13 protein-coding genes are annotated in these 13,677 nt (G+C 71.6%); 4 read left to right on the forward strand and 9 right to left on the reverse strand.

What is annotated here, in order from left to right; genetic code table 11:
* Window positions 1-12: 12 nt before the first annotated feature.
* From QQG74_RS27320 to QQG74_RS27335, 4 genes are read right to left on the reverse strand one after another with little or no spacing between them, the layout of a single operon-like run.
* A complete protein-coding gene (locus QQG74_RS27320; RefSeq protein ID WP_341717540.1) occupies window positions 13-723 on the reverse strand; it encodes an ABC transporter permease subunit in 711 nt (236 codons plus the stop codon).
* Window positions 723-1,673, reverse strand: a complete 951-nt coding sequence (locus QQG74_RS27325; protein WP_341717541.1) for an ABC transporter ATP-binding protein — start codon at window positions 1,671-1,673, stop codon at window positions 723-725. The genes QQG74_RS27320 and QQG74_RS27325 overlap by 1 nt, the downstream gene beginning before the upstream one ends.
* On the reverse strand, window positions 1,670-2,551 hold the full coding sequence (locus QQG74_RS27330; protein WP_341717542.1) for an ABC transporter permease: 882 nt from the start codon (window positions 2,549-2,551) through the stop codon (window positions 1,670-1,672). Before QQG74_RS27330 ends, QQG74_RS27325 begins: the two co-directional genes overlap by 4 nt.
* Entirely contained in the window at window positions 2,544-3,458 is a 915-nt protein-coding gene (locus QQG74_RS27335; protein WP_341717543.1) for an ABC transporter ATP-binding protein, read from the reverse strand. Before QQG74_RS27335 ends, QQG74_RS27330 begins: the two co-directional genes overlap by 8 nt.
* A 145-nt stretch (window positions 3,459-3,603) precedes the next feature.
* On the opposite strand from QQG74_RS27335, the gene QQG74_RS27340 reads away from it, so the two are divergent.
* The 3 genes from QQG74_RS27340 (at window position 3,604) to galT (ending at window position 6,938) form a co-directional block, all read left to right on the forward strand.
* Window positions 3,604-4,170, forward strand: coding sequence for a DM13 domain-containing protein (locus tag QQG74_RS27340; RefSeq protein WP_341717544.1), 567 nt, complete (start codon window positions 3,604-3,606; stop codon window positions 4,168-4,170).
* Between the two features lie 145 nt (window positions 4,171-4,315).
* Window positions 4,316-5,845, forward strand: coding sequence for an adenylyl-sulfate kinase (cysC, locus tag QQG74_RS27345; RefSeq protein WP_341717545.1), 1,530 nt, complete (start codon window positions 4,316-4,318; stop codon window positions 5,843-5,845).
* 16 nt (window positions 5,846-5,861) lie between these two features.
* Entirely contained in the window at window positions 5,862-6,938 is a 1,077-nt protein-coding gene (galT, locus tag QQG74_RS27350; protein ID WP_341717546.1) for a galactose-1-phosphate uridylyltransferase, read from the forward strand.
* Between the two features lie 389 nt (window positions 6,939-7,327).
* Here galT and QQG74_RS27355 read toward each other — a convergent pair whose 3' ends face one another.
* A complete protein-coding gene (locus tag QQG74_RS27355) occupies window positions 7,328-8,545 on the reverse strand; it encodes an NADP-dependent isocitrate dehydrogenase (RefSeq protein ID WP_341717547.1) in 1,218 nt (405 codons plus the stop codon).
* A 166-nt stretch (window positions 8,546-8,711) separates the two neighbouring features.
* Complete coding sequence (locus QQG74_RS27360; RefSeq protein ID WP_341717548.1) at window positions 8,712-9,110, reverse strand: VOC family protein; 399 nt, start codon at window positions 9,108-9,110, stop codon at window positions 8,712-8,714.
* An 85-nt stretch (window positions 9,111-9,195) separates the two neighbouring features.
* On the opposite strand from QQG74_RS27360, the gene QQG74_RS27365 reads away from it, so the two are divergent.
* Complete coding sequence (locus QQG74_RS27365; protein ID WP_341717549.1) at window positions 9,196-9,984, forward strand: TetR/AcrR family transcriptional regulator; 789 nt, start codon at window positions 9,196-9,198, stop codon at window positions 9,982-9,984.
* Window positions 9,985-10,088: 104 nt separating this feature from the next.
* Here QQG74_RS27365 and mdh read toward each other — a convergent pair whose 3' ends face one another.
* From mdh to purH, 3 genes are all read right to left on the reverse strand, one after another.
* Window positions 10,089-11,039, reverse strand: coding sequence for a malate dehydrogenase (mdh, locus tag QQG74_RS27370; RefSeq protein ID WP_341717550.1), 951 nt, complete (start codon window positions 11,037-11,039; stop codon window positions 10,089-10,091).
* An 86-nt stretch (window positions 11,040-11,125) separates the two neighbouring features.
* Window positions 11,126-11,983, reverse strand: coding sequence for a bifunctional methylenetetrahydrofolate dehydrogenase/methenyltetrahydrofolate cyclohydrolase (locus QQG74_RS27375; protein ID WP_341717551.1), 858 nt, complete (start codon window positions 11,981-11,983; stop codon window positions 11,126-11,128).
* Window positions 11,984-12,097: 114 nt separating this feature from the next.
* Complete coding sequence (gene purH, locus QQG74_RS27380; RefSeq protein WP_341721410.1) at window positions 12,098-13,669, reverse strand: bifunctional phosphoribosylaminoimidazolecarboxamide formyltransferase/IMP cyclohydrolase; 1,572 nt, start codon at window positions 13,667-13,669, stop codon at window positions 12,098-12,100.
* Window positions 13,670-13,677 lie beyond the last annotated feature (8 nt).

Here is a 13,677-nt window from a genome sequence, read left to right on the forward strand (position 1 = left end):
CTTCCGGACAGCTCAGCTGGTTTCGCCGGTGACCGAGAAGGAGCGCAGCCGGCTGACGGCGAGCCCGGTGAAGCCGATGCTGACCAGCACCGTCATCACCACCGCCAGCGGCACGGAGACCGTCGTGCTGAGCAGGTCCGTCGCGGCGAGCCGGTCGGCCAGGGCGATCACGTAGTGCTGGATGGAGAGCACCCGGGTGCCGGTGACCATGCTGCCGAGCAGCCCCTCCCAGATCAGCACGTAGACCAGGCCGAGCAGCACCGGTCGCCGGGTGAGCAGGCTGGCCGCCAGGAACAGCGCCGAGTACGCCACCGCACCGACCGCCGCGGCGACGGCGAGTGCCAGACCGAGGCGGACCGACTCGGCCAGCAGGCCGGCGACGAAGAGCGGCACCGCGACGGTGGTCGCGGTGACCCCGACCGCCACCGCCAGCTTCGGCAGCACGATCTGCCAGCGCGGCAGCGGGGTGGTGAGCACGTGCACCACAGTTCCGTCGTCGATCTCGGCACCGAGCACGCCGGTGCCGACGATCAGCGCGACCACCGGCAGCACCACGGCCAGCCCGAGGCCGACCAGCACCGGCGGCCCCCACGCGCTGGCCGCCACGTCCAGCCCTCGGGCCAGCGCGGCCAGCGCCACCACAAGTGCGGGCAGCGGCAGCAGCAACAGGAATCGGCGACGGCCGAACAGCCCGCGCGCGGTGATCCAGGCGACAGTGGACATCAGGCCTCCACCAGGTAGGAGAAGACGCTCTCCAGGGATTCGTCCTCGGGAATCAGCTGCCGCACCCGTATCCCTTGGGCCAGGGCGACCTTCGGCAGCACCCGGGTGAAGCCGCCGTAGTCGCCGGCCCGGACGGTCAGACCGTCGCGGCCCAACTCGACACCGGTCACCGAGGGCTCGGCCATCAGGGCCACGGCCAGCGCGCGGTCGTCGGTGGAGCGGATGGCGAAGACGTGCGGCCGGTTGGTCATCAGCCGGCGGATGGTCCGGAAGTCGCCGGAGGCGGCGAGCCGGCCGGCGACCATCACCTGCACGGTGCCCGAGACCTGCTCGACCTCTTCCAGGATGTGCGAGCTGAACAGGATGGTGCGCCCGGCGTCGCCGAGCGAGTGCAGCAGCTCCATCATGTGCAGGCGTTGGCGCGGGTCCATGCCGTTGAACGGCTCGTCCAGCAGCAGCACCTGCGGGTCGTGCACAAGCGCCGCCGCCACCCGGGCCCGCTGCCGCATGCCCTTGGAGTAGGTGCCGATCCGGCGGTCCTGCGCGCCCTCCAACTCGACCATGGCCACCGCCCGGCGGGCCGCCTCGGCCGGGTCCGGCAGCTTGTGCAACTTCGCGGTGGCCAGCACGAACTCGTACGCGGTGAGGAAGCCGTGCACCGCCTCCCGCTCGCTGACCAGCCCGAGCCGTCGGTAGACGGCGGGGTTGCGCCAGGTGGGCGCCGCGTCCAGGGTGACCGTGCCCCGGGAGGGGGCGAGGAACCCGGCCATCATGTGCAGCAGGGTGGTCTTGCCCGCGCCGTTCGGGCCGAGCAGCCCGGTCACTCCGGGGCCGAGGCTCATGCTCACGTCGTTCACCGCCACCACGTTGCCGTACCAGCGGGAGACCCCGACCAGGTCGAGGGTGCTGGTGGCGGTGGCCGGCGGGGCGGGATTGCTGATCGTGGTCATCGTGCGGCCACCTTCTCGTAGCGGGCCAGCAGCAGGGCGATGCAGCCGGTCACCAGCGCGACGGCGACAAGTGCGTACACCGGACCGTAGGCACCGAGGTCGGTGCCGAGATCGTTGGGATCGGTGATCAGTTGGTCGCGCATGGTCCAGATGCCGATGCCCTGCACCAGCGTGGAGGGTGAGGCCAGGCCGGCCAGCTGGTTGGCGACCTGCGACGGCATGATCATCAGCGTGCCGACGATCGGCGTGGTCATCAGGAAGACCGCGACGATCCCACCGGCGGCGAAGGCCCGCTTGCCGGTCAGCGCGGCGATCAGCAGGCCGACCGAGGCGAAGACCACCGCCCACAGCCCGGCGTAGAGCAGCCCGGGCAGCAGATCGAGCAGCTCGTCCCAGACCGCACGCATCCCGTCGGAGGTGAACGCGGCACCGATGAACATCACCAGCTGCGGCGCGCCGAGCAGCAGCCAGAGCCCGGTGACCAGCGCGAGCAGTTTGGCGAGCGGGTAGTCGGCGCGCGGCAGCGGCCGGGAGAAGTACAACGGGAGCACCCCGCTGCGCAGGTCGCGGGAGACCAGCTCGGGCGCGGCCACCGCGACGAAGAAGATGACCAGCCAGCTCATCGCGTCGGCGAACTGGGCGTACGTCATTACCGTCTCGCCGATCTGGCTGCTGATCGCGGTCACCGCGGCGGCCACCATCAGCACAATGCCGACCACCAGCCAGGGGAAGATCTTCGCCTTGGCGCTGCGACCCAGCCCGAAGACGGTCCGTACGCCGTGCAGGTAGAGCGCGCCGAAGACCTGCCGGCGGCCGAGCCGCGGACCGGTGTAGCGCTGGTAGCCGATGTCGTGGATGACGCCGGTCGGCTCAGGCATGGCTGCTCTCCCTGCGGGCGAAGAGTTCGGCGACCCGGTGCCGACGCTGGTCGAGCCGGTGCAGCGGCAGGTCCAGCTCGGCCACCGCGCCGATGATCAGGTCGTACGTGCCCTGGTCGGCCAGCGGGACGAGAAGCAGCCGCCCCTCCCGGCTCACCGGCAGGTCCAGCGCGGCCAACCGGGCGGCAAGCGACTCGGTGCCCTCGCTCACCTCGACGGCGAGCACGTCGGTGGCGGAGGTCATCGCGGCGATGTGGTCGGCGCGCAGCAGCCGGCCACCGTCGATCGCGACAAGCGTGTCGCAGATCCGCTCGACCTCGCCGAGCAGGTGCGAGCAGACCAGCACGGAGATGCCGAACTCGGTGCCGATCCGGTGCACCAGGGCGAGCATGGCGTCCCGGCCGGCCGGGTCGAGACCGTTCGTGGGCTCGTCGAGCAGCAGCAGGTCGGGGTCGTGCACCAGCGCCTGGGCGAGCTTGACCCGCTGCTTCATGCCGGTGGAGTAGCCGCCGACCGGGCGGTGGCGCTCCTCGTGCAGGCCCACGTGGCGCAGCGCCTCGGAGGCCCGTTCCCGGGCGACCGTACGCGGCAGGCCGCTCATTCGGCCGAGGTGGGTGACCAACTCGGCGGCGGACAGGTCGGGCGGCAGGCAGTCGTGCTCGGGCATGTAACCGACCCGGGCGCGGACCTCCGCCGCCTCGGTGGTCGGGTCGAGACCCAGCACCTGAATCCGGCCGGCGGTCGGGGTCAGCAGGCCCAGCAGCAGCTTGATCAGCGTCGACTTGCCGGCACCGTTGGCGCCGACCAGGCCGACGACGCCCGGCTCGACCGTGACGGTCAGCTCCGACAGCGCGGTGACCCCGCCGCCGTAGACCTTCGTCAACGACTCGGTTGCGATCAGTGTCACGTCGACAGCCTAGAGAGAAAAGACAACGCCACGGCCCTGGCCACGACCCGGCGTTTCCCTGATTCTGCTCCGCCGGCAACCCCTAGGGATTTGGTAACCGCTCGGGGGGCTGACTGGCACGGCGCTGTCGGAGACACTGGCGGACATGATCAGCCGCCTGCTCCGTACTCCGGTGACCTGGATCGCGGTGGCCGTACTGGCCGCCGGATCGGCGCTCGGCCTGTACTGGTTCCAGCCGTGGAAACTGTTCACCAACTCCGAAGTGGCCGAGCAGTTGACCGTCGTCGCCACGCCGGCCGGCCCGAGCGCGTCCGCCGAGCCGAGCGCGTCCGCCGAGCCGACGCCCGCCGCCACCGGGCCCACCCTGGTCGGCTCCGGCGACTTCGTCAGCCACGAGCACGAGACGTCGGGCAGCGCCCGCATCGTCCGCACCGCCGACGGGCGGCACCGGCTGGAGCTGGTCGGGCTGGACACGTCAAACGGCCCGGATCTGCGGGTGTGGCTCACCGACCAGCCGGTGCTGCCCGGCAAGGCCGGCTGGCACGTGTTCGACGACGGCCGCTGGGTCGAGCTGGGCCGGCTCAAGGGCAACCGCGGCGATCAGGGGTACGACATTCCCGCCGATCTCGACCTGGCCGGTCTGACCAGTGTCTCCATCTGGTGCAAGCGGTTCGCGGTCTCCTTCGGTGCGGCTGCGCTGGACCGGACCTGAGCCGGGTCGGAACGGACCCGCCGGACCGGACGGCAGCCGGGTCGGGCCGCACCCGGGCGAAGCGGGGTCACCAGAGCAGTGGTGCTCTCGACCGATCGGCGGAGGGCTGCGAAACTGTGTGCCGGTCGCCGGAGTTGGGGGTTCGATGAGCAACGGGTGGGTGCTGCCCGACGAGGTGCTTCGGGACGCACCGGCATACACGCCGCGTCCCGGCGAGCTCGCGGATCTGGAGCTGTTGCTGACTGGCGCGTACGCGCCGTTGACCGGCTTCATGACCCGGGCCGACCTGGTCTCGGTCAGCCGGCGTGGCCGGCTGGTCGACGGCGCGCCCTGGCCGGTCGCGGTGACCCTCCAGGTGCCCGCCGCGCTGCTCGCGCAGCTCGACCTCACCGACCCGCAACGCCGCACGATCGTGCTCACCGACGGGGAGGGCGCGCCGGTCGCGGCGCTTGAGGTGGCCGACGCGTGGCAGGTGCGCGACGGGGTGGCGGGGGTCGGCGGGGCGGTCCGCCGGCTCGGTGACGGTGGACACGGGCCGTTCCAGCGGTTGCGGCGTACGCCCGAGGAGCTGCGCGCGTTGCTGCCACCGGGCCGGGTGCTCGGGGTGATCGCCGACCGGCCGTTGCACCGGCCGCAGCTGGCCCAGATCGCGCACGCCGTGCGTACCCTCAGCGCGCATCTGCTGGTCATGATCCCGGTGGGCGAGGACGGCACCGGCGGACTGCCGCCGGAGGCGCTGGTGCGCAGCGTCTTCGCCGCCCGCGACCGGATGCCGCCGGCGACCCTGGTCGCCGTGCCGCTGGCCCGCCGGCCGGACGAGATCAGCGACGCGCTGCTGCGGGCCCGGGTCTCCGCCGCGTACGGCGTCACCCACCTGCTCTCCACCGGCGAGATGCTCTCCGGGGCCGGGCTGCGGGTGTTGGTGCCGCGCGAGCTGGCCTACGACAACCGCGACGGCCAGTGGCGCTGGCGTGAGGACATCCCGCCACGCAACCGGCGTCTCGCCCTGACCCAGCAGGAGATCGAGGACCACCTCGACCGGGGGTTCCCGCTGCCCGAGTGGCACACCCCGCCAGCGGTGGCGAAGGAGTTGAGCCGGGCCCGGCCGCCCCGGCGGCACCGGGGTCTGGTGGTCTTCCTCACCGGCCTGTCCGGCTCGGGCAAGTCGACGATCGCCCGTGGTCTCGCCGACTCCCTGCGCGAGCAGGGCGATCGCACGATCACCCTGCTCGACGGCGATGTGGTGCGGCGCGAGCTGACCGCGGGGCTGGGTTTCAGCAAGGCGGACCGGGACACGAACGTGCGGCGGATCGGCTGGGTGGCCGCCGAGATCGCCCGCCACCGGGGCATCGCCATCTGCTGCCCGATCGCGCCGTACGCCCAGGCCCGGGCGGCGGCCCGGGCGATGGCCGTCGCCGCCGGCGCGGGCTTCCTGCTGGTGCACGTCGCCACGCCGCTGGAGGTCTGCGAGCAACGCGACCGCAAGGGCCTGTACGCGCGGGCCCGCGCCGGCCTGCTCACCGGAATGACCGGCATCGACGACCCGTACGAGGAACCCACCGACGCCGAGCTGGTGGTGGACACCACCGATCTCGGTGTGCACGAGGCGGTCCAGGCGGTGCTGCACCACCTCAACGAGACCGGGTGGGTCGAGCCGCGCCTGCCGTCGGTCTGACGCGGCGGAGAAGGCGATGAAGCGTACCGAGATCAGGCTGGCCGACGGCCGGGAGCTGATCTACTTCGACGAGCGCGACGACGCCGTCCGGGATCAGCCGGACCGTCGTGAGCTGCCCCCTCCCCCACCCCCCTCGCAGCTTCGGCACGATCCGCTCACCGACGAGTGGGTGGCGTTCGCCGTGCACCGGCAGACGCGGACCTTCCTGCCGCCGGCCGACCAGTGCCCGCTCTGCCCCTCGACGGCGCAGCGGCTCAGCGAGATTCCAGCCCCGGACTACGCCGTCGCGGTCTTCGAGAACCGGTTTCCGGCCCTGGGTGGTCGGGTGGTCGAGGAGCCGGCGGAGATCACCCCGTTCACTCCGGTCCGGCCGGGCCGGGGACGCTGCGAGGTGGTCTGCTTCACCGACGACCACCACTCCTCCTTCGCGGCTCTGCCGCCGAGCCGGGTCCGCACCGTGCTCGACGCGCTCGCCGACCGGACCGTGGCACTCGGCGAACTGGACGAGGTCGAGCAGGTCTTCTGCTTCGAGAATCGGGGCGTGGAGATCGGGGTGACCCTGCACCACCCGCACGGGCAGATCTACGCGTACCCGTTCCTGCCGCCGCGTACCCGGTCGCTGCTGGCCGCGGCCCGCCGGTACGCCGAGCGCACCGGTGGGCGCAACCTCTACGCCGACGTGTTCGCCGCCGAACGGGCGGCTGGCGAGCGGGTGGTGGCGGCGAACGAGCACTGGACGGCGTACGTGCCGGCGGCGGCCCGCTGGCCGTTCGAGGTGCAGATCGCGCCGCACCGGCCGGTGCCGGACATCCCCGCGCTCACCGACGCCGAGCGGGACGCCTTCGGCCCGCTCTACCTGGACCTGCTGCGCCGTTTCGACGGGCTGTTCGGCGTGCCGATGCCGTACATCGCCGCCTGGCATCAGGCGCCGGTAGGCGTCGACCGCGAACTGGGCCATCTGCACCTGCAACTGTTCAGCATCCGGCGGGCGGCGGACAAGCTGAAGTATCTGGCCGGCTCGGAGTCCGCGATGGGCGTCTTCATCAACGACGTCGCCCCGGAACGTGCCGCCGAGCTACTGCGCGCCGCCTGATGCCCACCCCGGTCCGCCGCTCGCTGCGGCGGAGCCTGGACGCACGGCGCCCGGCGCGTCGCACGCCGCTGCCGCGCGACGAACCGGCCGGTCGCAGCCCGGGACGCAGGCCCCGGGACGCAGGGCGCGGGGGGCCCGGGACAGGGCCCCCCGCAAGGGAAGGGACGGCTGGCTGTGCACGACAGCCGGGAAGGCTGGTTGCTCGGCGTTGCTGCCGGGCGGCGGTCACGGTCAGCCTTCCGGGGACGGGACTGGCATCTCGTCCACCCGGTACAACGAGGTGCACCGGCCCGGGTGACGCGCCCGGCGGGTGGCGCGACCCGGCGTACCGGAAGCGTCGAGCCCGCCGGCACGCGGTGCCGGCGGGCTCGATGGGGTGCTGGGGTGGCTCAGGCGGCCAGGCGGCGCGCCAGGTTCTCGTCGAGCGTGTTCATGAACTCGTCGGTGGTCTGCCACGGCGCGTCCCGCGAGATCAGCAGTGCCAGGTCCTTGGTCATCTGGCCGCTCTCGACGGTGTCGACGATTACCTGCTCCAGCGTGGTGGCGAACTCGGTGACCGCCGGGGTGCCGTCCAGCTTGCCCCGGTGGGCCAGGCCCCGGGTCCAGGCGTAGATCGAGGCGATCGGGTTGGTCGAGGTCTTCTCGCCCTTCTGCCACTGCCGGTAGTGCCGGGTGACGGTGCCGTGCGCGGCCTCGGCCTCGACGGTGCGGCCGTCGGGCGAGAGCAGCACCGAGGTCATCAGGCCGAGCGAGCCGAAGCCCTGCGCGACGGTGTCGGACTGCACGTCACCGTCGTAGTTCTTGCACGCCCAGACGTAGCCGCCCTCCCACTTGAGCGCGGCGGCGACCATGTCGTCGATGAGCCGGTGCTCGTAGGTGAGGCCGGCGGCGTCGAACTCCGCCTTGAACTCGTTCTCGAACACCTCGGCGAAGATGTCCTTGAACCGACCGTCGTACGCCTTGAGGATGGTGTTCTTGGTCGACATGTAGACCGGGTAGCCACGGTCCAGGCCGTAGCGGAACGACGCCCGGGCGAAGTCCCGGATCGAGTCGTCGTAGTTGTACATGCCCATCGCGATGCCGCCGCCGGGGAACTTGGCGATCTCCATCTCGACCGGCTCCGACCCGTCGGCCGGGGTGTAGGTGATGGTCACCGTGCCCGGTCCGGGCACCACGAAGTCGGTGGCCCGGTACTGGTCGCCGTGGGCGTGCCGGCCGATGATGATCGGCTTGGTCCAGCCCGGCACGAGCCGCGGCACGTTCGACATGATGATCGGCTCACGGAAGACGACGCCGCCGAGGATGTTGCGGATGGTGCCGTTCGGCGACCGCCACATCTTCTTCAGGCCGAACTCCTCCACCCGGGCCTCGTCCGGGGTGATGGTGGCGCACTTGACGCCGACGCCGTGCTCCTTGATGGCGTTTGCGGCGTCGATGGTCACCTGGTCGTCGGTGGCGTCGCGGTGCTGGATCGACAGGTCGTAGTAGTGCAGGTCGACGTCGAGGTAGGGCAGGATCAGCTGCTCCCGGATCTGCTTCCAGATGATCCGGGTCATCTCGTCGCCGTCGAGCTCCACGACCGGGTTGTTTACCTTGATCTTCGCCATCGGCCGGCGCTCCTCTCGGGGGACACGTGCTCAAGCAGTACGAGCGTACTGGATCCGCCTCGACCGGGAGCGCCTCGGCCACCCGGTTCGCCGACGAGCGGGCGCCGGACGCGCCGTCCGGGCCTGGCGGGACTTACCCCGCCAGGCCCGGCGCATGCGCGGTGGATCAGCTGGCCTGCTCCGGGTCGTGCACCCACTGCACCAGCTGAAGGATCACCCCGTTGGGGTCGGTCACCTGGAAGAACCGCTCTCCCCAGGGCTCGGTCTGGATCGGCGTGGTGATCGGCACGCCGGCCGCCTGGATGGTGGCGTACTCGGCGTCGATGTCGTCCACCACGAAGGCCACAAGCACGCCCTCGGCCCGCTGGTGCTTCAGGCTCTCCGGCTGGAGGCTGGCCAGCCCGGTACGCAGGAAGACCAGGTTGAACCCGACCCCGTCCCGGGCCAGCGAGACGAACCCGTCGGCCGACATCTCCTCCCGGAAGCCGAAGTGCTGCTTGACGAACTCGGCCGAGGCCGACACGTCCTGGACGTTTAGCGAGATGGCGGATCCGGTGATCTGCACGGGCCCTCCCCCGGAGAGTGGAAACTTTACTTCGTACATTGTACATCGTACTGCGTACGGCGATTTGGCCTGCGAAGATCGGAGGGTGCCCAACCACCGCACCGGAGGCGGCGATCCCGCCCACACCCTGCGTCTGCTCTGGCGGCAGCCCGACGAGGGCCCGCGCCGTGGCCCACGCCAGGGTCGCTCCCTGGACGACATCGTGACCGCCGCGATCGCGCTGGCGGACGCCGAGGGGTTGGACGCGGTGACCATGCGGGCGCTCGCCCAGGCGGTCGGGGTGGCCCCGATGACCCTCTACACCTACGTGCCGGGCAAGGCCGAACTGCTCGACCTGATGCTGGACGCGGTCTACGCCGCGATGCCCAGGCCGGACCGTTCCAGCCAACCGTGGCGGGCGCGGGTGGCCGCGCTCGCCCGGGACAACCGGGACCTCTTCACCGCCCACCCCTGGGCCGCCGAGGTGGCCACCGGCCGGCCACCGCTGGGGCCGGGCCTGATGGCCAAGTACGAGCACGAGTTGAGCGCCTTCGACGGCACCGGCCTGGACGACGTGACCCGGGACGCCGCGCTCACCTACGTCCTCGACTTCGTCCGGGCCGCCGCCCGGTCGGCGGCGGATGCACGGTCGGCGCAGGGCGACAGCGCCTGGACCGACGAGCAGTGGTGGGCGGCGAACGCCCCCCTGCTGGCTCAGGTGCTCGACGAGCAGCGGTACCCGACCGCCGTCCGGGTCGGCGCCGCGGCGGGAGCGGCCCAGAACGCCGCCTACCACCCCGACCGGGCGTACGAGTTCGGCCTGGCCCGCGTCCTGGACGGCCTGGCCGCCCTGATCGACGCCGCCGAACCCATGCAAGGAAGGGCCCCTTCTTAACGCCTGCGGTATAGAAAGGGCCCCCTATTAACATTCGCGGCGGCCGGGGGTGCAACGGCGAGCGCCCCGCGACCGGTGGCCGCGGGGCGCTGTCAGCGAACTGGTCACATACTTGCGATGTCGGCCTGCTTGGCGCGGACGGCCTCGGCGGCCTCCTTCAGAGCGGCCAGCTCGTCGGCGTCCAGGTCGGTCTCGACGACCCGCCGGACGCCGTCGCGGCCGATCTCGGCCTCCACGCCCAGGTACACACCGGAGATGCCGTACTCGCCGTCGACCCAGGCGCAGACCGGCATGACCTCGCCGGAGTCCTCCACCACGGCCTTGGCCATCCGGGCAGCGGCGGCCGACGGAGCGTAGTACGCCGAGCCCGTCTTGAGCAGCGCCACCACCTCGGCGCCACCGTTGCGGGTCCGGACCACCAGCTCCTCGATCTGCTCGGCCGGCATGACGTCGCGCAGCGGCTTGCCGTCCACGGTGCTCTTCGACGGCACCGGGACCATGGTGTCGCCGTGCGAACCCAGGGTCAGCGTCTTCACCGACTTGACCGCCACGCCCAGCGCCTCGGCCACGAAGTTGGTGAACCGGGCGGTGTCCAGCATGCCGGCCTGGCCGAGCACCCGGTTACGCGGGAACTGGGTGGCGATCTGGGCCAGCGCGGTCATCTCGTCCACCGGGTTGGAGACCACGATGACGACGGCGTTCGGAGCGTACTTCGCGACGTTCTCGGCGACCTGCCGGACGATCTTGGCGTTGGTCTCCAGCAGGTCCATCCGGCTCATCCCCGGCTTACGGGGCAGACCGGCGGTGATGACCACCACGTCCGAACCCTCGATGGCCTCGTAGCCCTCGCCGTTCGGGCCGGTGGTGACGCCTACCACCTTGGTCTCGAAACCCTCCACCGGGCGCGACTGGTTGAGATCGAGCGCGATGCCCGCAGGCTTGCCCTCGATGATGTCGGTGATCACGACGGTGTCGAAGACGTCGTACTCGGCCAGACGCTGCGCGGTGGTGGAGCCGTAGAAACCGGCGCCGACGACAGTGACCTTCTTACCCATGGTCGTCCCACTCCCTGATACCAGTCGGTTTTCCGGACGGTATCAGCCATCCTGGCACCGATCAGGGCAGGGGCGGATGGCCTTCCTTACATCTCCGCGCGTTCGACGACGTTGGTGAGCAGCATGGCGCGCGTCATCGGACCGACGCCGCCGGGCATCGGCACCAGCTTGCCGGCCACCTCGGCGACCTCCACGTCCACGTCGCCGGTGTAGCGGCCCTTGCCGTCCGGGCCGATCACCCGGGTGATGCCGACGTCGACCACCACCGCGCCCGGGGTGATCATGTCGGCGGTGAGCAGGCCGGGCACCCCGGCGGCGACGATGACGATGTCGGCGGCGCGGGTGTGCGCGGCAAGGTCGAGGGTGCCGGTGTGACACAGGGTCACCGTGGCGTTCTCGCTGCGCCGGGTGAGCAGCAGCCCGAGCGGGCGCCCGACGGTGTTGCCCCGACCGACCACCGCGACGTTTGCGCCACGCAGCGGCACGTCGTGCCGGCGCAGCAGCTCCACGATGCCGCGCGGGGTGCACGGCAGCGGCCCGTCGTAGCCGAGCACCAACCGGCCCAGGTTGACCGGGTGCAGGCCGTCGGCGTCCTTGTCCGGGTCGATCAGCTCCAGCACCCGCTGGGTGTCCAGGTGGGCCGGCAGCGGCAGCTGGACGATGTAGCCGTGGCATGCCGGGTCGGCGTTCAGCTCGGCGATTGTCTCGTCGACCTGCTCCTGGGTGGCGTCCGCCGGCAGCTCCCGGCGGATCGAGGCGATGCCCACCTCGGCGCAGTCGCGGTGCTTGCCGTTGACGTACGCCTGCGAGCCGGGATCCGACCCGACCAGCACCGTACCCAACCCTGGCACGGTGCCCCGTTCCGCCAGCGCCTTCACCCGCGTCCGCAGCTCGTCCTTGATTTTCGCCGCGGTCGCCTTGCCGTCCAGAAGCCTCGCCGTCACGCCTCAGATCGTCTCACGGCCCGCTCCGTCGAGAACACGCGCCCGAGAACCGCTTAAGGAAGGGCCCCCTATTAACGCCTCGTGTATAGGAAGGGCCCCCTCTTAACGCCTAGCTCAGTGGAAGAAGTGCCGGGTGCCGGTGAGGTACATGGTCACGCCGGCCTGCTTGCACGCGGCGATGACCTCCTCGTCGCGGATCGAGCCGCCGGGCTGCACGATCGCCCGCACGCCAGCGTCGAGCAGGATCTGCGGGCCGTCGGCGAACGGGAAGAACGCGTCCGAGGCGGCGACCGCACCGCGCGCCCGCTCGGCACCGGCCCGGCTGACCGCCAAGCGAGCGGAGTCGACCCGGTTGACCTGGCCCATCCCCACGCCGACCGTCGCGCCGTCGCGGGCCAGCAGGATCGCGTTGCTCTTCACCGCGCGTACCGCCCGCCAGGCGAAGGCCAGGTCGGCAAGGGTCGCCTCGTCGGCCGCGTCGCCGGTGGCCAGCCGCCAGGTCGTCGGGTCGTCGCCCTCGGCGTCGATGGCGTCGCGCAACTGCACCAGTACGCCGCCGGTCACCTGCCGCCACTCCGCCGGCAGCGGCTGGAACTCCGGAGCCCGCAGCAGCCGGATGTTCTTCTTGGCCTGAAGCAGATCGGCCGCGCCCGGCTCGTAGCCCGGTGCCACCACGACCTCGGTGAAGATCTCGGCGATCTGCCCCGCCAGTTCCACCGAGACCGGCCGGTTGACCGCGATCACGCCACCGAACGCGGAGACGGGGTCGCAGGCGTGCGCCTTGCGGTGCGCCTCGGCCACGTCCGCACCGACCGCGATGCCGCACGGGTTGGCGTGCTTGATGATCGCCACCGCCGGCTGGTCGGCGAAGTCGTTCGCCGCCCGCCACGCAGCGTCCGCGTCGACGTAGTTGTTGTACGACATCTCCTTGCCGTGCAACTGCTCGGCCTGAGCCAGGCCGGACGGACTGGCCGGGTCGGTGTAGAGCGCGGCGGCCTGGTGCGGGTTCTCGCCGTAGCGCAGCACCGCCTGCCGGCGCAGCGCCTGCCCGGCGAACTCCGGCCAGCCGTCGGCGGCCGGGGCGAGGGTGCTGGCGAACCAGTCGGCGACCGCCACGTCGTACTCGGCGATGTCGGCGAAGGCCCGCGCGGCAAGCGCCCGGCGCTGCGCCAGCGTGAAGCCGCCGGCTTCGAGCGCGGCCAGCAGCATCGGGTACGCGGCCGGGTCGGTCACCACCGCCACCGAGGCGTGGTTCTTGGCGGCGGCGCGCACCATCGCCGGGCCGCCGATGTCGATCTGCTCGACGCACTCGTCCTGGCTGGCGCCGGAGGCGACGGTCTGCTGGAACGGGTACAGGTTGGAGACCAGCAGGTCGATCCCGGCGATACCGTGCTCGGTGAGCTGGGCGGCGTGGGCGTCCTTGCGCAGGTCGGCGAGGAGGCCGCCGTGGATGCCCGGGTGCAGCGTCTTCACCCGGCCGTCGAGGATCTCCGGGAAGCCGGTCACCTGCTCGACTGCGGTCACCGGCACACCGGCACCGGCGATCGTCGCGGCGGTGCTACCGGTGGAGACGATCTCGACGCCAGCGGCGTGCAGTGCCCGGGCCAGCTCGACCAGGCCCGTCTTGTCGTAGACGCTCACCAGTGCCCGCCGCACCGGACGACGCCCGTCCTGGATGGAACCCACTCCGACCT

Origin of the sequence: Micromonospora sp. FIMYZ51, from assembly GCF_038246755.1 — a bacterium.
Taxonomy (GTDB): Bacteria; Actinomycetota; Actinomycetes; order Mycobacteriales; family Micromonosporaceae; genus Micromonospora.